At 65.9% G+C, this 20,139-nt stretch carries 17 protein-coding genes; 7 read left to right on the top strand and 10 right to left on the bottom strand.

All coding sequences use genetic code 11. The features are described 5' to 3' along the window. Positions 1–45 precede the first annotated feature (45 nt). Positions 46–1,083 (bottom strand): LCP family protein, encoded by a 1,038-nt coding sequence (locus GC088_RS08940; RefSeq protein ID WP_323958662.1) that lies wholly within the window; start codon positions 1,081–1,083, stop codon positions 46–48. A gap of 124 nt (positions 1,084–1,207) precedes the next feature. Between GC088_RS08940 and GC088_RS08945 the strand changes: the two genes are divergently transcribed. From GC088_RS08945 to GC088_RS08965, 5 genes are all read left to right on the top strand, one after another. After that, a complete protein-coding gene (locus GC088_RS08945) occupies positions 1,208–2,455 on the top strand; it encodes an MFS transporter (RefSeq protein WP_323958663.1) in 1,248 nt (415 codons plus the stop codon). A 112-nt stretch (positions 2,456–2,567) separates the two neighbouring features. Next, positions 2,568–3,497 carry a PfkB family carbohydrate kinase gene (locus GC088_RS08950; RefSeq protein ID WP_323958664.1) on the top strand — a complete coding sequence of 310 codons (930 nt, stop codon included), beginning with the start codon at positions 2,568–2,570 and terminating at the stop codon, positions 3,495–3,497. Between the two features lie 54 nt (positions 3,498–3,551). Next, a complete protein-coding gene (locus GC088_RS08955) occupies positions 3,552–5,891 on the top strand; it encodes a glycoside hydrolase family 65 protein (RefSeq protein ID WP_323958665.1) in 2,340 nt (779 codons plus the stop codon). A 52-nt stretch (positions 5,892–5,943) separates the two neighbouring features. After that, positions 5,944–6,435 carry a DUF3515 family protein gene (locus GC088_RS08960; RefSeq protein ID WP_323958666.1) on the top strand — a complete coding sequence of 164 codons (492 nt, stop codon included), beginning with the start codon at positions 5,944–5,946 and terminating at the stop codon, positions 6,433–6,435. Between the two features lie 39 nt (positions 6,436–6,474). Further along, positions 6,475–7,398, top strand: a complete 924-nt coding sequence (locus tag GC088_RS08965) for an aldose 1-epimerase family protein (protein ID WP_323958667.1) — start codon at positions 6,475–6,477, stop codon at positions 7,396–7,398. A gap of 85 nt (positions 7,399–7,483) precedes the next feature. Here the strand turns inward: GC088_RS08965 and GC088_RS08970 are convergent, their stop codons facing one another. The 7 genes from GC088_RS08970 to leuC all read right to left on the bottom strand — a co-directional run bounded on the left by GC088_RS08970 (position 7,484) and on the right by leuC (position 15,118). Then, entirely contained in the window at positions 7,484–8,476 is a 993-nt protein-coding gene (locus tag GC088_RS08970; RefSeq protein WP_323958668.1) for a LacI family DNA-binding transcriptional regulator, read from the bottom strand. A 19-nt stretch (positions 8,477–8,495) separates the two neighbouring features. Further along, positions 8,496–9,638 carry a D-alanine--D-alanine ligase family protein gene (locus GC088_RS08975; RefSeq protein WP_323962021.1) on the bottom strand — a complete coding sequence of 381 codons (1,143 nt, stop codon included), beginning with the start codon at positions 9,636–9,638 and terminating at the stop codon, positions 8,496–8,498. Further along, positions 9,620–10,651, bottom strand: coding sequence for an NAD(P)H-dependent glycerol-3-phosphate dehydrogenase (locus tag GC088_RS08980; protein WP_323958669.1), 1,032 nt, complete (start codon positions 10,649–10,651; stop codon positions 9,620–9,622). Before GC088_RS08980 ends, GC088_RS08975 begins: the two co-directional genes overlap by 19 nt. Further along, the gene (locus GC088_RS08985; protein WP_323958670.1) at positions 10,648–11,406 is read right to left on the bottom strand and encodes a lysophospholipid acyltransferase family protein; all 759 of its coding nucleotides are present in this window, start codon (positions 11,404–11,406) and stop codon (positions 10,648–10,650) included. Before GC088_RS08985 ends, GC088_RS08980 begins: the two co-directional genes overlap by 4 nt. Before the next feature lie 13 nt (positions 11,407–11,419). Beyond that, positions 11,420–12,763, bottom strand: coding sequence for a UDP-N-acetylglucosamine 1-carboxyvinyltransferase (gene murA, locus GC088_RS08990; RefSeq protein WP_323958671.1), 1,344 nt, complete (start codon positions 12,761–12,763; stop codon positions 11,420–11,422). Positions 12,764–13,026: 263 nt separating this feature from the next. Beyond that, complete coding sequence (leuD, locus tag GC088_RS08995) at positions 13,027–13,626, bottom strand: 3-isopropylmalate dehydratase small subunit (protein WP_323958672.1); 600 nt, start codon at positions 13,624–13,626, stop codon at positions 13,027–13,029. 22 nt (positions 13,627–13,648) lie between these two features. Further along, positions 13,649–15,118 carry a 3-isopropylmalate dehydratase large subunit gene (gene leuC / locus GC088_RS09000; RefSeq protein WP_323958673.1) on the bottom strand — a complete coding sequence of 490 codons (1,470 nt, stop codon included), beginning with the start codon at positions 15,116–15,118 and terminating at the stop codon, positions 13,649–13,651. Positions 15,119–15,233: 115 nt separating this feature from the next. Between leuC and GC088_RS09005 the strand changes: the two genes are divergently transcribed. After that, a complete protein-coding gene (locus GC088_RS09005; protein ID WP_323958674.1) occupies positions 15,234–15,953 on the top strand; it encodes an IclR family transcriptional regulator in 720 nt (239 codons plus the stop codon). A gap of 52 nt (positions 15,954–16,005) precedes the next feature. Further along, on the top strand, positions 16,006–16,536 hold the full coding sequence (locus GC088_RS09010; protein WP_323958675.1) for a DUF1697 domain-containing protein: 531 nt from the start codon (positions 16,006–16,008) through the stop codon (positions 16,534–16,536). Between the two features lie 20 nt (positions 16,537–16,556). On the opposite strand, the gene GC088_RS09015 is transcribed toward GC088_RS09010, so the two are convergent. Continuing rightward, complete coding sequence (locus GC088_RS09015; RefSeq protein ID WP_323958676.1) at positions 16,557–18,254, bottom strand: GTPase family protein; 1,698 nt, start codon at positions 18,252–18,254, stop codon at positions 16,557–16,559. Next, the gene (locus GC088_RS09020) at positions 18,251–20,059 is read right to left on the bottom strand and encodes a dynamin family protein (protein WP_323958677.1); all 1,809 of its coding nucleotides are present in this window, start codon (positions 20,057–20,059) and stop codon (positions 18,251–18,253) included. The genes GC088_RS09015 and GC088_RS09020 overlap by 4 nt, the downstream gene beginning before the upstream one ends. Positions 20,060–20,139: the final 80 nt, after the last annotated feature.

The raw sequence follows: 20,139 nt of genomic DNA on the forward strand, positions 1-20,139 counted from the left end.
TCCTGTCCTGCACCCTGACTGCCCTGCGCGGCGCGATGAAGCACGCTACCCACCAACGCCGGTCGACGACACGTAATCGCGCAAGGACCCCTGATCCAGGGCCCGGGCGATCTCTGCCAGTGCGGCGTCGTCCTTCACCACGATGGACTGTCCGTCCGGAGCCGTGCCCACGCCGAGGTTGGGCAGCGTGAAGAACTGAACGTCGTCTGCCCGGACCTGCCACATGCCCAGGGCGGGTGATCCCAGCGTTACTGCTCCGAAGTCCTCATCCACGCTCAGGTAGGGCGACATGTCCCAGACCACCCGGGCCAGCTTCACCGGATTAGCGAGAGTCTGGGCGCTGAGCAGTTCGGACATGATGCCCTTGATGAAGAGCTGCTGGTTCTGCACCCGCTGGTAGTCGCCGTCACTGAAGGCATAACGTTCGCGGACGAACTTCAGGGCAGAGTCGCCGTCGAGCGTAATCGGGCCCTGCTCGAAGTACTCGCCGCTGCTGCCTTCCGACTGGAACGCTCCGGGATTGTCCACCGTCACGCCGCCGAGCGCGTCCGTCAGGCCCTTGAAGCCCTCGAAGTCCACAATCGCCACGTGGTCAATCGGCTCGTCGAGCATGGTTTCCACGGTCTGGACGACCAGCGGCATCCCCCCGAGGGACATTGCGGCGTTGATCTTCTGCTCGCCGTGGCCGGGAATCTCGGTCCACGTATCGCGCATGATGGACATGACGTACACGTTGTCCCGGTCCGCCGGAAGGTGCAGCAGCATCATGGTGTCGAAGCGGGAGTCCTCCGGGGCGTCCGAGCCCGTGCCTTCGGCCGCGCGGGCGTCGCTTCCCAGCAGCAGGATATTTCGGGCTCCCTCAGCGGCCGCCGAACGTTCAGGGCGAACTGACTGGTCCGGGAAGGCCGGGTCGATGGTGGAGGTTCTTGCGTCGAAGGCGACGGCGAGCGCGATGACGAACCCGCCGACCAGCACCGCTACCGTGGCGAACAGCGTAAGCAGGACCACCGCCGTCGTTCTCAGTGGGCGTCTTCTCCTGGCCGGCCGCGGCGGTTCATCGGCGGGATAGTACTGGGTAGTCAAGCGAAATCTCCCTGCTGGATGGACACTGTGCCATGGTAGCGAGGGCAGATGTGAGTCGGCTGGGATGCGGGACGGGCCCGTCTCACCCCTTGAGTTCCCCCAATCACTGTGGGACTGTTCCCTCATGGCTCGCGACTTCGTCCAGGCTGAACCCACCAAGGCGCCGCTCGGTTCTCCCTACTGGAAGCTGTGGACGTCTTCCGGCCTGTCAAATCTTGCCGACGGCGTATTCAAGATCGCGCTGCCCCTGCTGGCCATCCAGTACACGCAGTCTCCGAGCCTCATCGCCGGCCTCGCTTTCGTGGCCACACTGCCATGGCTGCTCTTCGCCCTGACGGCGGGTGCACTGGCGGACCGGCTGGACCGGCGCCGCCTCATGCTCATCGCCAACCTCACCCGTGCTGCGCTGCCCGCACTGCTGGTGGGCGTCATCCTCCTAAACCTCGAATCGATCTGGGCGCTCTATGTTGTCGCCCTTCTGGTCGGACTTGCCGAGACCCTGTATGACACGTCCGCGCAGTCGATCATGCCGCAACTGGTGCACCGGGATCAGCTCTCCCGCGCGAATGGCAGGCTCTACGCCGTCGAGCTCACCACCAACCAGTTCATCGGTCCGCCGTTGGGAGGGCTGCTGCTCGCAGCCGGCGTGATTGCCGGGTTCCTCGTCCCGGCCGCGCTGTGGCTCGCCGCCGTCGGAGCCCTGTTCCTGGTCGGCGGAAAGTTCCGCATCGAGCGGGAGCAGAAGACAACCCTGCGCTACGACATCGCGGAAGGACTGCGCTTCCTCTGGAATCAGAAGATTCTCCGCACGCTTGCCGTCATGACCGGTACCTTCAACTTCGCTGCCAGCGCAGCCTTCGCACTATTTGTGCTCTTCGCTGTCGGCCCGACGTCGGCCATGCGACTTTCGGACGTGGGTTTCGGGATCCTGTTGACGGCCTCCGCGGCGGGTTCCTTCATCGGTTCATTCCTTGCGGAATGGGCCGAGCGATTCTTCGGTCGCTCGAGGCTGCTCGCGCTGACAATCGTCGGCGGCTCCCTCTTCGTTGGTGCGCCGGCGCTGAGCGACAACCCGTATGTCCTCGGAGCGCTCTTCTTCGTGGGCGGAATTCTCATCATGCTGTGGAACGTCATCACCGTGTCGCTGCGTCAACGCATCGCGCCCGACCGGTTGCTGGGGCGGGTCAACAGCGCGTACCGGCTGCTGGCCTGGGGCACCATGCCCCTCGGTGCGGCGGCCGGCGGTCTTCTTGCGCACTGGTTCGGCCTGCAGGTCATGTTCGCAATCATGGGCCTCCTTACCCTCGCGCTGCTTGCCCTCATGCCTATCCTCACCGACAGGGCAATTGACGCGGCCGACGCCGGATCCTGACTGAGCGGGTGAGCTCGCCCCGGTCGTGCACGGGCTGGGGGCCCTGTTCCAGCCCGCGATTCCGTGATGGCATGGGGAACGCCGGACCAGGAGCAAAGCCAGGAGGAGATGCGTGGGCAGGGTTGTTGTGGTCGGTCAGGTCGCGCGGGACCTCGTGCTTCAGATCGACCGAATGCCGGACGAAGGCGGTTCCACCCCAGTGCTGAACCGACGGGAGCTGCTGGGTGGGAAAGGCGCCAACCAGGCTGTGGCGTGCGTGCAATTAGGCGCGGACGTCGAGCTGATCGGCGTCGTCGGCGAAGACTACGCGGGCCAGGAAGTACTGCGGGAGGCTGCTGCCAACGGAATCGGGATTGACGGTGTAGTGCGGCGAAGCGGAGCCCCCACCGCGCTGCTGGTTGACGTCGTCGAACCGCACGGCGTACGTCGGCTGCTCGAAGATGTCGATGACCGCGTGCTGCTTTCGGAGCAGGACATCCGTCACAGTGAGGCGCGGTTGAAGAGCGCGGCTGCCGTCCTGGTGCAGCTGCAACAGCCGCAGGCTGCGCTGCTTGCCGCCCTCGATGCGGCCGCAGCCGGAGCGGCGTTGGTGGTGGCCGACGGCGCGCCCTCCGACGAGGACACGCGCCGGCAGGTCCTCGACCATGCCGACGTGGTACGTGCCGACGCTGCCGAGACCGAAGCGCTCGTAGGCTGGCAACCGCAGGACCTGGACCAGACAATCGACGCCGCCAGGACCCTGCTGGCCGAAGGACCCGACATTGTGGCCCTGGCCGTCCCGACGGGCGGGAACGTGGTGGCCTGGCACGAGGGACACGTGGAACTGCCGTTCCTTGAAGAGGACGAGGTGGACCCCACCGGCGCCGGGGACGCCTTCATTGCCGCTTTGACCGTCGCGCTGCTCGAGGGCGAAGAACCTGTTGCCGCTGCATGGTGGGCCGCCGTAGCAGCCTCGCGTGTCGTGACCACCATTGGGGGGCGGCCGGACCTCAGCCTTTCTTCGGTGCGCGAACAAGCCCACCAGGCACGGAAGGACAGCTGAACGCACCATCCAGCCCGTCCCACTAGCCGGAATCCGCAGGGCTAGCATGGTCCAATGCCGGATTTCTCGAGCGAGGCGCACCTCTGGAGCGTGAGGGAGGATGGTTTCGACGCCGAAGGCGCGGGCGTGAGCGAGACGCTGTTTGCTCTGGCCAACGGCTACGTCGGGACACGGGGCACCCTCGACGAAAGGGAGCCCAACGCGTCCCCGGGAACGTTCCTGTCAGGCGTGTTCGAGTACCATCCGCTCTCCTATCCGGAGGACGGGTACGGTCACCCCGAGCAGGGACAGGCGATCATTGGGGTAGCTGACGGCACAGTCATCGAACTTGAGATCGACGGCAGGCCGGTAAACCTGGAGAACACCCCGCAGAAACGGCATGAGCGGATCCTCGACCTCCGCGCAGGTACCCTGCAGCGGGAGGTCCACTGGTCGGAAGCCGGCCCGGGGAGCATAAGGGTGAAGTCCACCCGAATGGTGTCTCTGAGCAGGCGCTCAATCACCGTGATCCGCTACACAGTCACTGCAGTGGATCGTTCCGCGCGTGTGGTGGTCCGTTCGCCGCTTGAAGTCAACCGGACTGCATTACAGGTGAACAATTCAGATCCGAGGGTAGGCGCCGCCCTACGGGAACCCTTCCGTCCCTGTCTGAATGAGGAGCAGGCAACGGGGGGCCTACTGGTACACCGAACCAGGGGCAGCGGCATCTGTGTAGCTGCCGTCGTGGACCATGACGTGGACATGCCCGACGGCGGGAACATCTCAAGCGCCTGTGGGCACGACGATGTCCTGACCACTGTGGTCGTTGATCTGGCTCCCGGTGAACAGCTCACGCTGGTGAAGTACCTTTCACACGCACATTCCAGGCAGGATCCTCCCGCCGTAGTCGCAGCGGAAGTGCGCGGTGCACTGGCTGAAGCGCGAGCCGTGGGTTGGGCCGGTCTCCTGCGCGAGCAGCAGGAGATCCTTGACCGGTTCTGGGCGGATGCGGATGTACAGATCGACGGCGACCCCGAACTGCAGCTTGCCCTACGCTTCGATCTTTTCCAGCTCCTGCAGGCCTCCGCCTGTCTGGAAGGCGCGCCCATCGGCGCCAAAGGTCTCACGGGTGCCGGCTACAGTGGACACACCTTCTGGGACATTGAAGGATTCTTGGCTCCGGCGTTGACCCTGCTGCAACCGGAGAGTGCGGCACAGCTGCTGCGCTGGCGCGCCTCGACTTTGGATGGAGCGGGAAGACGTTCGGAAATCCTCGGATTGAAGGGGGCTGCTTTTCCCTGGCGGACCATCGACGGGCATGAAGCCTCGGCCTACTGGCCGGCCAGCACCGCTGCGGTGCACCTCAACGCGGATATTGCGCGCGCATTTTTCCATTTCGCGGAGGCCACGGGCATCCCCCTCCCGGAGATCTCAGGAACAGATGTCCTGGTTGGCACGGCACGGATGTGGGCATCCATTATCCACGAGGACGACGACGGCCGAGCCCACCTTTTCGGGGTGACAGGCCCAGACGAATACACCGGTGTGGTCGATGACAATGTCTTCACCAACCTCTCCGCGCAGCATAATCTGCGGACGGCCGCCGAGGCCTGCGAGCGGCATCAACCTGAAGCCGACCGTCTCGGAGTGACTGCCTCCGAGATCAGCACCTGGCGCTCCATCGCTGATTCGTTCTACGTCCCCTACGACACGGTGAGACAGGTCCACCCTGCCAACGAGGGATTCACAACGTACCGGGAGTGGGACTTCGACGGGCGCCGCGACCTGTATCCCATCCAGGAACACGCACACTACGCAAAGATCTACCGACGGCAGGTAGTGAAGCAGGCAGACCTGGTGCTCGCACTCTGGTGGTTCCCCGGAAGCTTCACGGCCGAGGAGGCCGTGAGGAACCTCGATTACTACGAGCAGCGGACGGTGCGGGATTCCTCCCTGTCTGCCGCGGTGCAGGCAGTAGTGTGCGCGAGGGCGGGCCACTTGAGCCTCGCCCTCGCCTACCTCCGCGAGGCCGCCCTCAGCGACCTGCGGAATGTCAATGGCGACACCCATCGTGGCGCCCATCTCGCCGCCCTCGCCGGCGCCTGGCTGGCACTCGCGAGCGGTTTCGGCGGCCTCGCGATCGACGGCGGTCGGCTCTCGCTCGCTCCGCGCCTGCCCACCGAGCTGGGCCGGGTGGCCTTCCGCCTGCGCTGGCGCGGACGCCGCGTAAGCGTCGAGATCCGAGGAACAGAGACCACGCTTCGTCTGGTTGACGGCACAGAACCGATCACCGTCGTCGTCGACGGGAATTCGCTGGAACTGATCCCGAACGAGCCCCTTCATGTTCCGCTCGCGGAGGTGCTTCCGTCCGGAACCCCTCCGCGGCAGCCGCCGGGGCGCGAACCGCGGGTGTGACGGCCGTTACGCGTGCTCAGGAGGGCGGGACCAGCCCCGCTAGGCTGGACGCATGCGTAGAGATTCCCGGGCTGCGGCTCGCGCCGCCGTCGTCGGCACCTTGCTGATGGCGACGCTGGCCGCCTGCTCCCCTGTCGTCGACGTCGATGCGGCACCGGACGCTGCCAACCCGGCCTGTGCCGAGGTCATGGTCGCGCTGCCCAAGCAGGTGGCAGAGAACGATCTGCGCGAAACCAACAGCCAGGCCACCGCGGCATGGGGCGAACCATCCAAGGTGGTCCTCCGGTGCGGGGTGCAGGTTCCCGGTCCCACGACCGACTCCTGCGCATCAGTCAACGAAATTGACTGGATCATCCGGGAAACCGAGGGAAGCGAAACGTGGATTGCCACGACCTACGGCCGGAACCCCGCCGTGGAGGTGCTTTTCGACCCCAATGTGGTTGCTTCCAGCACGGTCCTGGTTGATCTGGGCGGCGCGGTCTCTCAGGTGGAGCAGTCCGAGGAATGTCTGGATCTGAACGACACGCTTGACTTGCCCTCGTAAACCGGATGTGACCGTCAACACGCCCTAGACTTGGGCGGGATGAAAACCACCGATTCCACTCCCCTGTCAGGCACCCAGTACACGATCGAACACGGCCCCTATACGGCTTCGATCGCCAGTGTCGGGGCATCTTTAAGGTACCTTCGCCACGACAACCGCGACCTGGTTGTGCCCTACGACGCCGATGAGATCCGGCCCTCCTTCCGCGGCGCCGTGCTTGTGCCCTGGCCGAACCGCGTCGTCGACGGCAAGTACTCCTTCAACGGCGTGACCGAGCAGCTCGCCATCACGGAGCCGCAGCGCAACCACGCCATCCATGGGCTCCTCGGCTGGGTGGACTGGACCCTGGAGGGACAGACCGCGTCCGCACTCCGGCTTTCCGCGTCCGTGGTTCCCCAGAAGGGGTACCCGTTCCGGCTGGAGGTCGAGGTGTTGTATTCCCTCGACGACGACGGCCTGACCACCACCATCACGGCCGTGAACCCTGGGCCGTCCGCCGCACCCTATGGTTCTTCGGCACACCCGTACCTTGTGGCGGGCGAAGGTCTTGTTGACGACTGGACACTGGAGGTCCCTGCATCGTCCGTCCTGCAGGTCACCGAAGACCGCCTGATCCCCACCGATCTGACGGATGTGTCGTCGTCGCACTTCGATTTCCGGGAGCCCCGCCTGATTGGTTCCACCTTCGTGGACCACGCCTATACGAACATCAATTACGACGGCGGCGCCGCCACCGTCGCCGTGCGTGCCGCCGACGGCCGCGGTGCTGCGATCACATTTGACGAAGGCTGCCCCTGGGTTCAGATCCACACTGCGGACAAGCCCGATCCCGCAGTTTCACGGCTTGGCCTGGCAGCCGAACCGATGACCTGCCCGCCGGATGCATTCAACTCGGGAACGGATCTTCTTGTTCTTGAGCCCGGCGACACCCACGCCGTCGGATGGCGCATCCACGCCCTATAGGCCTGTAGCCCTGTAGTTCGCCAGGAGCGCCTCCGCAGCCAGCGCAGGCGCTCCCCAGGCTCGCCGGGCCGCCGGGCCGCCGGGGTCAGGGTTGCCGGGCTGGGCTGGTTGATCCGCGGACGAGGAAGTCAGGACGGAACATCACCGACGGCGGCGCGTGCTCGTCGGCGACTCCCCGCACGGCAGCGGCCACAATCGCTGACTCGTCCCAGCCGAACGAGGTCAGTTCGGGACTGACCAGGGGGGCAAGTTCGCTGTCGTCGAAGCCCATGATCGAAAGTTCTTCGGGAACGGCGAGGCCAAGCGAACGGGCTGCGCTGTACGCGCCGAACGCGAGGGAATCGCTGAGGCAGAACAGCGCCGTCGGACGTGTTTCTCCGGTCAACAGGGCGCGTGCGGCCTCCGAGGCCCCCGCAACCGACGGCCGGGAGGAGGCGACCGAAATCCGTAGACCCATGGCCTCTCCCAACCGCTCGACGAGCAGTTGTGCAGGTCTGCCCGGCGTGGACGGAAGGGAGGGGGTAAGAAGGCCGACCCTACGGTGTCCGAGTCCGGCCAGATGTTCGAGGGCTGTGCTGATGCCGAATTCGTTGTCGAAGAGCACGGAACGTGCGGCCGGCCTGAGCGGTAGGGCATCTCCGACCGACACCAGACGGATTCGTTCGGGAACGTCAGCCCAGTAAGCCGCCGAGGGGTCCACCGGCAGGACGATCGCCGCGTCCACTCGGCGGGTGGGGAGCGAGAGCAGCACGTCCCGTTCCCGCTCGGGTGAGGTGTCGACGTCGGCTATTGCCGAGAACATCCCGCGTTCATGGAGCGCCTCCGATAGCATGACGGCCAGGCCCTGCCGCCAGAGATCGCTGAGTGATCCGAGAATGGCGACGTTTCCGCTTGGCCCTCCGGCCAGCGCGCGGGCAACAGGGTCGGCCGTCCAACCCATTTCCTCGGCAATGGCCCTGACCCTTGCGACGGTCTTGTCGGACCCGCGCAGTCCCCTCAACGCGTAGGACGTTGCAGCCTTCGATAGACCGGCTGCGTTCGCGATGTCGCGCAGGGTGGGACGCTTGGGCTCCGTCATAGGGCAGCCACGGAAAGGCCTAGCGCAGACCCGTCTTGCGCTCCAGCGCGAGCTCGATCAGCTCGTCGATGAGCTCCGTATAGGTAAGCCCTGACTTTGCCCACATCTGGGGATACATGCTGATCGGAGTAAACCCGGGCATGGTGTTGATCTCGTTGATGATCAGATCACCGGCAGGTGTGTAGAAGAAATCCACGCGGGACAGACCTTCGGTGCCCAGTGCGTCGAAAGCGACGGCGGCAAGTTCGCGGACCCGGTCGCTGATGTCCGGCGGGAGGTCGGCAGGACAGCTGAGCTCTGCGGCGGAACCGTCAACGTACTTCGCCTCGAAGTCGTACCACTCGTGAGCGCCCGGCTGCACCGCGATTTCACCCGGAAGACTGGTCCGCGGTTCATCCGTACCACGGCCCTGGAGTACGGCCACCTCGATTTCACGGCCGACGATACCGGCCTCGACGATAACCTTCGGGTCGAACTCCCGGGCCGTTTCCACGGCGGTTTCGAGTTCGGCCGGCGTCGTGGCACGCGAGATACCCATTGAGGATCCGGCGCGGGCGGGCTTCACGAACACCGGGAAACCCAGGCGCGACGCCCGCTCGAGGCAGGCCGAGCGGTTGCGGGTCCAGTCGCGGTCGGTGAACACCTCGTAGGGACCGACGGAGAGCCCCGCAGACGCAAACACCACCTTCATGTAGTGCTTGTCCATGCCGACCGCGGAGGCGAGGACGCCGGCTCCCACATAGCGGACGTCTGCCATCTCGAGCATGCCCTGCAAGGTCCCGTCCTCTCCGAACGGTCCGTGCAGGAGGGGCAGGACAACGTCGATCCCGCCAAGGCTCTGCGGCATCGAGCCCGCCGAGGTAACCACGAGTTCCTGCGTGACCCCGCCGTTGGACGCCGTGGCGAGCACCACCGATTCTGACGAAACCGGAACCTCCGGCAGAACTTCCGAGCGCAGCGACCACTGTGATGGGTCCGACGATACCAGCGACCACTGGCCGTTCTTGGCGATCCCGACGGGAACGACGTCGTACTTGTCCCGGTCGATTGCATGCAGCACGCCGGCGGCAGTCACGCAGCTGACCGCGTGCTCGCTCGAGCGCCCGCCAAAAAGCACAAGGACGCGGGGCTTGGGAGATGGGGTCACAGTTCGCCTTCGGATTTCAGTTCGCGGGCCAGCAGTCGCGGGCCAAGATCGTGTACCGACAGGTTTCCCTGCAGTACGGCAACAACACTATCCGTAATCGGCATGTAGACGTTTCGTTGGCGCGCCAGGTCCAGCACTGCCTGGGCGGACTTGATTCCCTCGGCCGTCTGGTTCATCGCCGCGGTGACTTCATCCAGGGTCAGGCCCTGGCCCAGCAGCCGGCCGGCGGTGTGGTTCCTTGAGAGCGGGGAGGAGCAGGTGGCAATGAGGTCTCCCATGCCGGCCAGCCCCGAAAGGGTTTCCCGTTCCGCTCCCAGCGCCACCGCCAGGCGCGTGGTCTCGGTGAGCCCGCGGGTGATCACCGATGCCTTGGTGTTGTCGCCCATCTGCTTTCCCTCGCAGATACCCACCGCCAGCGCGATCACGTTCTTCACGATCCCGCCGATCTCCACCCCCACCACGTCGGTGTTGATGTACGGGCGGAAGTACGAGGCCGTGCAGGCCCCTGCGACCCACGCCGCGACTTCGGCGTCCGGGCACGCCACCACTGATGCGGTGGGCTCGCAGCGCGCGATCTCCATCGCGAGGTTGGGCCCGGAGACGACGGCGATGCGATCAGCGGGAAGTCCCAGTTCGCCGGCAAGCACCTGGCTCATGCGGTCGTCGGTGCCCACCTCCAGCCCTTTCATGAGGGACACTACGACGGCGTCGGGCGAGATCAGCGGCTTCCATGCGGAGAGTTGGGGGCGGAGGGATTGGGCGGGAACCGCGATCACCACCAGCTCTGCCCCGTCCAGCACCTCGGCGGCGTCCGTTGAGCAGCTGATGTTCTCCGGCAGCCATGTCTCGGCCAGGTAGCGGCTGTTGGTCCGCCTGCCGTTGATCTCCTCGGCAACTTCCTCGCGCCGGGCCCACAGGCGCACGTGGGTCCCGCTGCGTTCACCTGCGTCGGCAAGCACCTTGGCAAAGGTGGTCCCCCAGCTGCCGGCGCCAAGAACGGCTACGACGGCGGGAGGCCGACGTGTCACTGTGCCTCACCTGCGGGCGACTCGAAGTTCCGGCCCGTCTGCTTCTGGTTGCGCTCGGTTGGGTCCCAGCGCTCGGCGGGCGGTGTTTCGCCACGAAGCTCGGCAACCAGGTCCGTCAGTGCGTCCATGATGCGCGTGGTTGCGGCCTCCAGCGTGGTGCGGGTAATCGGCTGGTTCCGGAACTCCGACAGATCGACAGGTTCTCCAACGAGGACGCGGGAGGTCTTCCGCGGGAAGAGGTACAGGCGACGGGCGTACCGCGGAAAGACCTCCTGGGCGCCCCAGTGCGCGATGGGCACCACGGGAGCGCCGGTCTGGAGGGCGAGGCGGGCCGCCCCCGTCCTTCCCTTCATGGGCCACATGTCCGGGTCCCTGGTCAGGGTCCCCTCGGGATAAATGATGATTCCGCCCCCGGCTTCGATCGCCTCACGCGCGACGTCGAGGGAGCGGTTGGCACCGGCCGACGTGCGTTCGACGGGAACCTGCAGGGTCGCTTTCAGCGCGGATCCCACCACGGGAATCCTGAACAGCGAAGCCTTGGCCAGGAAGTGCGGCAGCACCTTGTTGTTGTAGAGGAAATGACCGATCACGATCGGATCAATTTCCGTCACATGGTTCGGGCAGACGATGAAGCCGGTGGCGCGGGGCAGGTGTTCAGCGCCCCGCCACTCCTTCGACATCATGGCGTTCATGAGCGGACGGAGGATGGTGGCGAGCACCGCAAAAGTGGCGCGCGACGAGACTGGTTCGCTCATGTTCGCGGTTCGCTCAGCGGCCGGTTCCGGCGTCAGCGATCTCGGCAACGTCGAAGTCGGCGCCGAGCCCTTCCAGTTTGTCCTGGAAACGCTCGTAGCCCCGATTGATCAGCTCGATGCCTGTGACTCGCGACGTTCCGTTGGCTGCCAGCGCTGCAATGAGGTGGCTGAAGCCGCCGCGCAGGTCAGGAACGTCGATGTCGGCACCGCGCAGCTGCACCGGACCGGAAATCACTGCCGAGTGGAGGAAGTTCCGCTGGCCGAAGCGGCAGGGCACGCTGCCGAGGCATTCGCGGTGCACCTGAATGTTGGCGCCCATCCGCACCAGCGCGTCCGTGAAGCCGAACCGGTTCTCGTACACGGTCTCGTGCACAATGGACACGCCCTCGGCCTGGGTGAGCGCAACCACCAGCGGCTGCTGCCAGTCCGTCATGAAGCCCGGGTGGACGTCCGTCTCCAGAACCAGCGGCGAGAGCTTGCCGCCGGGGTGGTAGAAGCGGATGCCGTCGTCGTTCACGTCGAAAGCACCACCGATCTTCCGGTAGGTGTTCAGGAATGCGGTGAGGTCCAGCTGGCGTGCGCCCTCGACGTAGATGTCGCCCCGAGTGACAAGCGCAGCCGAAGCCCACGAGGCGGTTTCGTTGCGGTCTGGAATGGCCTTGTGGTTGTAGCCGCTGAGCTCGTCGACACCTTCGATGCGGATGGTGCGGTCGGTCTGGACGGTAATGATCGCGCCCATTTTCTGCAGTACCGCGATCAGGTCCATGATCTCCGGCTCGACGGCGGCTCCGCTCAGTTCGGTGATTCCCTCGGCGCGGGTTGCAGTCAGCAGCACCTGCTCGGTGGCTCCGACGCTGGGGTACGGCAGCTCGAGCTTTGCGCCTCGCAAACCCTTGGGCGCGGAGATCGAGATCCCACCGGGACGCTTGTCGACGACGGCGCCGAAGTTGCGCAGCACCTGCAGGTGGTAGTCGATCGGGCGGTCACCGATCTTGCAGCCGCCGAGGTCAGGGATGAATGCCTCGCCGATGCTGTGCATGAGTGGACCGCAGAACAGGATAGGAATGCGCGAATCACCGGCATGGGCGTCGATGTCCTTGGATGCGGCCATCTTTGCATTGGCGGGATCCATGGTGAGATCTCCCGTTACCGGGTCCTTGCTCACCTCAACGCCATGCAGCTTCAGAAGGCTGGTGACGACGTCGACGTCCTTGATCTCCGGGACGTTCCGGAGCACGGACGGTTCGCTGCCCAGAAGCGCCGCAACCATTGCCTTCGGCACCAGGTTCTTGGCCCCGCGAACGGTTACCTTGCCTGCCAGAGGGACACCACCGCGGATGGTCAGAACGCTACCCATGAATACCTAATTCCTTCAACGTGTGAGCCCAACAGCGAAAAGGCTCCTGCTAAGCATAGGAGCTACCGGGGGCAGACTGAAATAACGCGAAGCCTCACAACAGGCGTGTTGCGGCCTTTCGGGGTCAACCGCCGGGAGCTTCCCAACATTCCCGGGACTGCGATCCCACTGGCGCGCTTCCCGCTACATCCCGACGGATACGGCTGGCCAGACACACCCCAAACCGGCCATGGAATCACTCCGCGAACGGGCGCCCAGCTGAATCAGAAGCGGGCCGGCAGCGTGGTGGGCTTGAACGCTGGACGCTCCGCCTCAAAGGCGGTGATCGCGTCCTCGTGACGAAGGGTGAGGCCGATGTCGTCGAGCCCCTCCAGGAGGCGCCAGCGGGTGTAGTCATCGATCTGGAACGGGGCAACGATGGAACCGCAGGTGACCAGGCGTGCCTCCAGATCAACCGTGATCTCGGTTCCCGGATGGGCTTCCAGTTCCTTCCAGATCAGCTCGATATCGTCCTGAGCGAGCTGGGCTGCAACGAGCCCCTGCTTGCCGGAATTGCCGCGGAAGATATCGGCGAACCGCGAGGACAGCACCGCACGGAAGCCGAAGTCCTTAAGCGCCCAGACGGCATGTTCCCGAGAGGAGCCCGTGCCGAAGTCAGGGCCGGCAACCAGCACGGAACCGCGGTTGTACGGCTCCTTGTTCAGAATGAAGTTCTCGTCTTTGCGCCACGCTGCGAACAGCGCATCCTCGAAACCCGTACGGGTGATCCGCTTGAGGTAGACGGCGGGGATGATCTGGTCAGTGTCCACGTTGCTCTGCCGCAGCGGAACACCGATCCCGGTGTGAGTGCTGATCTTCTCCATGGTTACTCCTTGAAAACTTGTCTCAGGCGGCGTGGGTGGCTGCATCGTCGGTGCGCAGGGCGGCTGCGGGCGGCAGCGGCTCCAGATCCGACGGCGAGCTCAGAGTTCCGCGGACAGCGGTCGCCGCTGCTACGACGGGCGAGACCAGGTGCGTACGCCCGCCCTTGCCCTGCCGTCCCTCGAAGTTGCGGTTGGAGGTCGATGCACAGCGCTCCCCCGGGGCAAGCTGGTCGGGGTTCATACCCAGGCACATGGAACAACCGGCGAACCGCCATTCCGCGCCGAATTCCTTGAAGACCTGGTCCAGGCCTTCTGCCTCCGCTTCGAGACGGACGCGGGCCGATCCGGGAACGACCATCATGCGGACATTCGGATCTTTCTGGCGGCCGCGGATGATGTCTGCGGCCAGCCGCAGGTCCTCAACCCGGCTGTTGGTGCAGGAGCCGAGGAAGACCGTGTCCACTCGGATGTCCTTCATGGGTGTGCCGGCGTCAAGGTCCATGTACTCCAGAGCGCGCCGGCAGGCCGCCTTCTCATTCTCGTCGGCGAAGTCCTCGGGCGAGGGCACGGCCTGGCTGAGCGAGACACCCTGGCCCGGGTTGGTTCCCCAGGTCACAAAGGGCTCCAGCTCGTCCGCGTCGAGGAAGACCTCGGCGTCGAATACTGCGTCGTCGTCGGTGCGGAGGGTGCGCCAGTAGTCGACGGCGGCGTCCCAGTCCTCACCCTGGGGCGCGTGCGCGCGGCCCTTCAGGTACTCGAACGTTGTCTCGTCCGGGGCGACCATGCCGGCGCGGGCGCCCGCCTCGATGGACATGTTGCAGATGGTCATGCGCGCATCCATGGACAGGGCGCGAATGGCGGACCCCCGGTACTCAAGTACGTAGCCCTGGCCTCCGCCGGTGCCGATCTTGGCGATTACGGCAAGGATGATGTCCTTCGACGTCACGCCCGGCTTGAGGGTGCCCTCGACATTGATCGCCATGGTCTTGAAGGGGTTCAGGGGCAGCGTCTGGGTTGCCATGACGTGCTCCACCTCGGAGGTGCCGATACCCATCGCGAGCGAACCGAAGGCTCCGTGCGTTGATGTGTGCGAGTCACCGCACACCACGGTGAGGCCGGGCTGCGTCAGTCCGAGCTGCGGACCGATGATGTGCACAATTCCCTGCTGGGCGTCGCCGAGGGAGTGCAGGCGGACACCGAACTCCTTGCAGTTGGCCCGCAGGGTTTCAATCTGCGTCCGGCTGGTGGGATCGGCGATCGGCCGGTCGATATCGATCGTCGGAGTGTTGTGATCCTCGGTGGCAATGGTGAGGTCCGGCCGGCGCAGCTTGCGTCCGGCAAGGCGAAGACCCTCGAATGCCTGGGGGGAGGTGACCTCGTGCACCAGGTGGAGGTCGATGTACAGCAGGTCAGGCTGCGCCTGGCCGTTCACCACCTCACCCTTGCGCACAATATGCGATTCCCAGACTTTTTCTGCGAGCGTCTTGCCCATGAGGGGGTTCCTTTTCGTGCCTTCTACGGATCTTTCAATAACTAGAGCAGGAGCGCATCTTCCCGCGCCACTCCGGTTACTTGCGTCTCAGATAATGAGACGGCAATATCAAGTTATGGACAATTCTAGTGGCGTCGGCGTCATAGATAAAGCAGCGCTGGTACTCGATGCGCTGGAGGCCGGACCCACCACGCTGGCGCAACTCGTGGTATCCACGGGTCTGGCGCGCCCTACCGTTCACCGCCTCGCCCTGGCCCTGGTGCATCATCGCCTCGTCAGCCGGGACATCCAGGGCCGCTTCGTGCTTGGCAGCCGGCTAGTTGAGCTGGCCTCGGCCGCCGGCGAAGACCGGCTGATCGCATCGGCGGGTCCCGTGCTCCTGCAGCTCCGCGACGCCACCGGTGAAAGCGCACAGCTTTTCCGCCGACAAGGCGACAACCGCGTCTGCGTGGCCTCCGCTGAGCGTCCCATCGGCCTGCGCGACACCATACCGGTGGGAACCCAGCTGTCCATGAAGGCCGGCTCTGCCGCCCAGTGCCTCCTTGCGTGGGAGGATCATGACCGCCTCCTCATGGGCCTGCAGAACGCACGCTTCACGCCCACGGTGCTGGCAGGAGTACGACGGCGCGGTTGGGCTCAGAGCCTTGGCGAACGGGAGGCGGGCGTCGCCTCCGTATCGGCTCCGGTACGCGGCCCTTCCGGCCGGGTTATCGCCGCCGTGTCGATCTCCGGCCCGATCGAGCGGCTGACGCGGCAGCCCGGGCGCATTCACGCCGAGGTGGTCGTGAGTTCGGCGCAGCAACTGACCAACGCCATCAGCAAGTCCGCGGAATAGCTGCCGCGCGCACTAGCGACAATCCCCCGCAGCCGGAAATAGGCTGTGCGCCATGACCAGTTTTGCGGTGTTCCTGCGCGGCGTGAATGTGGGCGGAGTGACCATCAAGTCTGCCGATCTCCGCGCGCTGTTCGAGACACTTCCAGTGACCGACGTGAAAACGCTGCTCGCATCCGGCAACGTCACCTGCAGCAGCGACCTCAAGCTGCAGGAGTTGAAGGCCCTCAGCGAGCAGTCGCTCCGGTCGCGCTTCGGCTACGAGGCCTGGGTAGTGGTACTCGAGGCCGACACCCTCGAGCAGATAGTCGACGGGTGTCCGTTCCCCGCGGACGACCCGTCAACCCACTCCTACGTCACGCTGTTTTCCGACCCGGCAGTGCTCCGGGAACTCCTCCGGTTTGCCTCGTCAATCGATGAAGCGGTTTACCCGCTGGGGACAGTGGCAGCCGCCTGGCAGTCGCCGAAGGGCAAGACGCTGGATAGTCCGCTGAACGCTTTCACGAACAAGGCCCGTTTCAAGAACGGCACGACCACCCGTAACCTTCGCACCCTCCAGAAGGTGCTTGCCGCGACGCGTTCCTGAGACCCCCCGCGGGAACAGGATCACCGGCGGGCCGCCGCCTGCTCCACAGCGCGGACAAATCCGTTGTAACGCTCGATCTCGGCCTGCACTGGCTCCACGGCGACTGAGTCACTGGTCTCGCTGATGGACGCAACCAGCCGGCGTCGCACGCGTTTTCCACGCCGCTGCGCGCCAAAGCGTGCGATTGCCGCGCAGAGCAAGCCAAGGGCGATTCCGCCGGCTACTCCCCCAAGTGCGAGCAGAGTCGGCACCGGTATGCCCTCAACCCGAGGTGACTCCGGGATCGGAAGCTGCAGGTAGCCCAGAACAGCCAGCACGCCGAGCCACGCCAGGCCCACGACCATCGCGGCAAGGAAGAGCCACTGGAGCACGCCCGCCACTGGCCACCACCAGGCACGCGAACCGGAAGCGAAGTCGGTACGGGCCACGGCGTCGTCGAGCCGTTCGAGGAGTTTCGGTTCCGGGCTCCTGGCAGCGTCACGAATGGACGTGCGCCACGGTTCGGCCGCCTCTCCGGAGAGCTCTTCTCCGAAGGTGCGCAGCGCGCGGTCGACTGCGGCCCGCTGCGCCGGTCCCGGTTCCGGCAGCGAGGTGCGACCCACGAACTCCTGCACGTCACTGCGACGCAGATTCAGGCGCCGCAACGGGTCCGCCCGCAGCCTGCCTATCCAGCGCGTTACGGGCCAGCCCGTGGCCGCATGCGCGTCCCGGCGGTAGGAACGCACGACGGCGTCGATCACCGCATCCGCACCGGCTGCACCGGCAAGGCGGTCAGCCAGAGCCGTGCGAGCAGCTTTCGAGGGGAGCGGCAGCTCCGGTCCGGTGAACTCCCGCAGGGACTCGACCGCGACGTCGACGTCCGCCGAGAGCCGGCCGGTGGCCGCTTCCTTCCTGCGCACAATCGCCCGGATCTCCCGGGAGAGAGCGTCGAGACCGGTGCCGGTTGCCGCGGAAACCGAATGCACCACCGCGGATCCGTGCCCTTCCGCGGCGAGGATTTGCTTCAGGGACCCGATAACGTCCTTCAGATCGGAGTCCGAAAGCCGGTCCGACTGGTTCAGTGCGACGAGGATCACGGCCTCGTGCGTGGCCAGCGGTTGCAGGAATTCCCGGTGGAGCGCCGCGTCCGCATACTTTTGCGGATCCGTAACCCAAAGCAGCACATCGACCTGACCGGCGAGGCGCTCGACAATCACGCGGTGACCCACGGCTGTGGAATCGAAGTCAGGCAGGTCCAGCAGGATCAGGCTGCCGTCTGCGCCGTCCAGGCTGCCATGGATCCCCTCATCGGCAGCGCGGCCCTTCCTGCCCGCCTTCCGGCCGCCGTTGCCGGCCAGGTGAAGCATCGGCGCACCGTCCGGCATGACGTGGCGGTTGTTGACCTGGAGCCAGTTCAGCAGGTCCGAGCTGCCGTCCTCGCCCCAGACAACGGCGAGCGGCTCGGCTGTAGTGGGACGCCGGGCAGCCACCCGGGCCAGATCGGTTCCCGTCAGCGCATTCAGCAGCGAGGACTTCCCGCTCCCGGTCGGTCCAAAAATGCCCACAACCGTATGGGCGGCCGACAGCGATCTGCGGGAACTGGCGCGGTCCAGCACGGCGTAGAGGTCGCGCAGCTCGGCATCGTCGAGGCGTCCTTCAGCGAGTTCACGAGCCGAGTTGAGAGCCTCAAGGCGCGCCTGGAGCCGCGATGCGCCCGCCTCTCCCCGGTGCCGACTCACAGGCCGCCGTCCTGGGCGCCGTCGTCGTTCCGCAGGTCGTCCGCAACCGAGCGCCGCCCGGTCAGGCTGGCGGCAAGGGCACGGAGCTTGCCCGACGACGGCTCTTCGCCGAGAACGTCGAGGCGGTCGGTGAAGCGGGCACGCTCGCCGTCGAGCAGCTTCTCGCAGCGCTCCTGCAACTGCTGGCGTGCCGTCCGCGTGAGGCGCCGGACGGCATCCTCGCCGAAGATTGCCTCGAGGAGCTTCTGCCCGACGACGGCGGACCCGCCGGCGATCAGCACCTCACCCCCGGTGAGCCCCGCTGTAGAGGCGAACACAACGATCATGAGCGCAACAGCCACACCGTTGACACCGAAAGACAGCATGCGTGCCGCAAATCGCTTGTCTGCCCCCTCCGACCGCACGAGGTCCAGGAGGTCCTTCTGCCACGCCCGGATCTCGCGTGCTACCTCGTCGTTGAAGTCGGGCGACAAAGCCTGCCCAGCCTCCGATCCCAGCAGGGCACGGCCGGCCGGGTCAGCTCTCCACTGCCGCCCGGTCAGGTCCGCAGCCTTCGCGGCTTCCTCCACGATGACGGTCTGCAAGCCGCTCTCGATCGCTGTCTCGACCGTGGCCGCGCGCGGCGGTTTTCCGGTGAGATAGCCGCCGATGCGGTCCCGGATACGGCCGATGCGGGATTCCAGACCGCGCATGAACTCGCCCGTTCCCACGAAGTCCTGCCAGCGCGCAAGGACCTCTCCGCGCAGCAAGGTGCCGTCCCTTGTGGACTCAAGCACCCCCTGTACTGCGCCGTCGAACGCTTCCCGGGCGGCCCCCCTGAGCCGGGTAGCCGTTTCCGTCTGGCGGTCCACTGCATCGGCGACGCCGTCAACGCGCCGGCCCAACGCGCGCAGCGCACCCTCCAGGGTCCGCCTGGCGACGTCGCGACGGCCCTCGGCGTCGGCGGAGATCGCCTGAAGCCAACGGCGGAGCGGGTCCGCAGCCTCCCGAGGAAGCATGCCCAGCGAGTCCAGCCGCTCTTCAGCGATAACGAAAATAGGGGCGTGCGCCAGTTCCTCAGCGGCGAGCAGCGTGTGGAGGTCGGCCCGTACTTCCTCCTCCACTCCGTGCGGGACCCGATCGAGCACGACCGCCAGGAGGATGTCACGCTGGGAGGCCTCCCGCAGCAGTTTCCACGGGACGGCATCGGCATAGCGGTTCGCCGTGGTCACGAACAGCCACAGGTCGGCGGCGGCGAGCAACTGGCCGGCCAGCCGCCGGTTCTCGTCGGCTATTGAGTCGATATCCGGCGCATCGAGCAGCGCGAGCCCCATCGGAATCATGGCATCCGGCTGCAGCAGCAGCTGCCCCGCTGTGCCTGCGTCGGAGGCTGCTCCCACGCGGGAGGCCGGTACGTCGCCCGCTCCGGCGTCCAGAACGACGGCGCGCTGCCGGGATAGTGACGGCAGTACCCGGTCGTCGGCGAACCAGTGCCCCTCCGCGGGGTGATGCAGGAGGATGGGCTGCCGCGTGGTGGGCCGTATGGCTCCGGACCGGGTGACCGGATGGCCCACCAGTGCGTTCACCAGGGTGGACTTCCCCGCACCCGTGGATCCGCCGACCACGGCCAGCAGGGGTGCGTCGAGGCTCTGGACCCGCGGCAGGATGTAGTCGTCCAACTGCGAAGCGGACGAGCGCGCTTCCTGGCGCGCGGCGTCGGCTCCTGCCGTGTGCAGCGGAAACGTCAGACTACCCAGCGTTTCCCGCAGGTCACGGAGCAGAGCGGCAAGTGCCGCGGCGTCTGCGTCAGGCTGAGGGTCGGTCATGATCCCATCATGCCAGCCCGGGGAGAACTGTCCGGGATTGGGCGCTTAAACACGTTCCGCCCCAACCTGGAAGGTTGAGG

Source organism: Arthrobacter sp. JZ12 (assembly GCF_035189165.1).
In the GTDB taxonomy this organism is placed as follows: Bacteria; Actinomycetota; Actinomycetes; order Actinomycetales; family Micrococcaceae; genus Arthrobacter_D.

Excerpts from the sequence above, each read along its gene's own strand:
- GC088_RS08945 (WP_323958663.1), top strand. The coding sequence starts at position 1,208 with ATGGCTCGCGACTTCGTCCAGGCTGAACCCACCAAGGCGCCGCTCGGT.
- GC088_RS08955 (WP_323958665.1), top strand. The coding sequence starts at position 3,552 with ATGCCGGATTTCTCGAGCGAGGCGCACCTCTGGAGCGTGAGGGAGGAT.
- GC088_RS08960 (WP_323958666.1), top strand. The coding sequence starts at position 5,944 with ATGCGTAGAGATTCCCGGGCTGCGGCTCGCGCCGCCGTCGTCGGCACC.
- GC088_RS08965 (WP_323958667.1), top strand. The coding sequence starts at position 6,475 with ATGAAAACCACCGATTCCACTCCCCTGTCAGGCACCCAGTACACGATC.
- GC088_RS08970 (WP_323958668.1), bottom strand. The coding sequence starts at position 8,476 with ATGACGGAGCCCAAGCGTCCCACCCTGCGCGACATCGCGAACGCAGCC.
- GC088_RS08985 (WP_323958670.1), bottom strand. The coding sequence starts at position 11,406 with ATGAGCGAACCAGTCTCGTCGCGCGCCACTTTTGCGGTGCTCGCCACC.
- murA (WP_323958671.1), bottom strand. The coding sequence starts at position 12,763 with ATGGGTAGCGTTCTGACCATCCGCGGTGGTGTCCCTCTGGCAGGCAAG.
- leuD (WP_323958672.1), bottom strand. The coding sequence starts at position 13,626 with ATGGAGAAGATCAGCACTCACACCGGGATCGGTGTTCCGCTGCGGCAG.
- leuC (WP_323958673.1), bottom strand. The coding sequence starts at position 15,118 with ATGGGCAAGACGCTCGCAGAAAAAGTCTGGGAATCGCATATTGTGCGC.
- GC088_RS09005 (WP_323958674.1), top strand. The coding sequence starts at position 15,234 with ATGGACAATTCTAGTGGCGTCGGCGTCATAGATAAAGCAGCGCTGGTA.
- GC088_RS09010 (WP_323958675.1), top strand. The coding sequence starts at position 16,006 with ATGACCAGTTTTGCGGTGTTCCTGCGCGGCGTGAATGTGGGCGGAGTG.
- GC088_RS09020 (WP_323958677.1), bottom strand. The coding sequence starts at position 20,059 with ATGACCGACCCTCAGCCTGACGCAGACGCCGCGGCACTTGCCGCTCTG.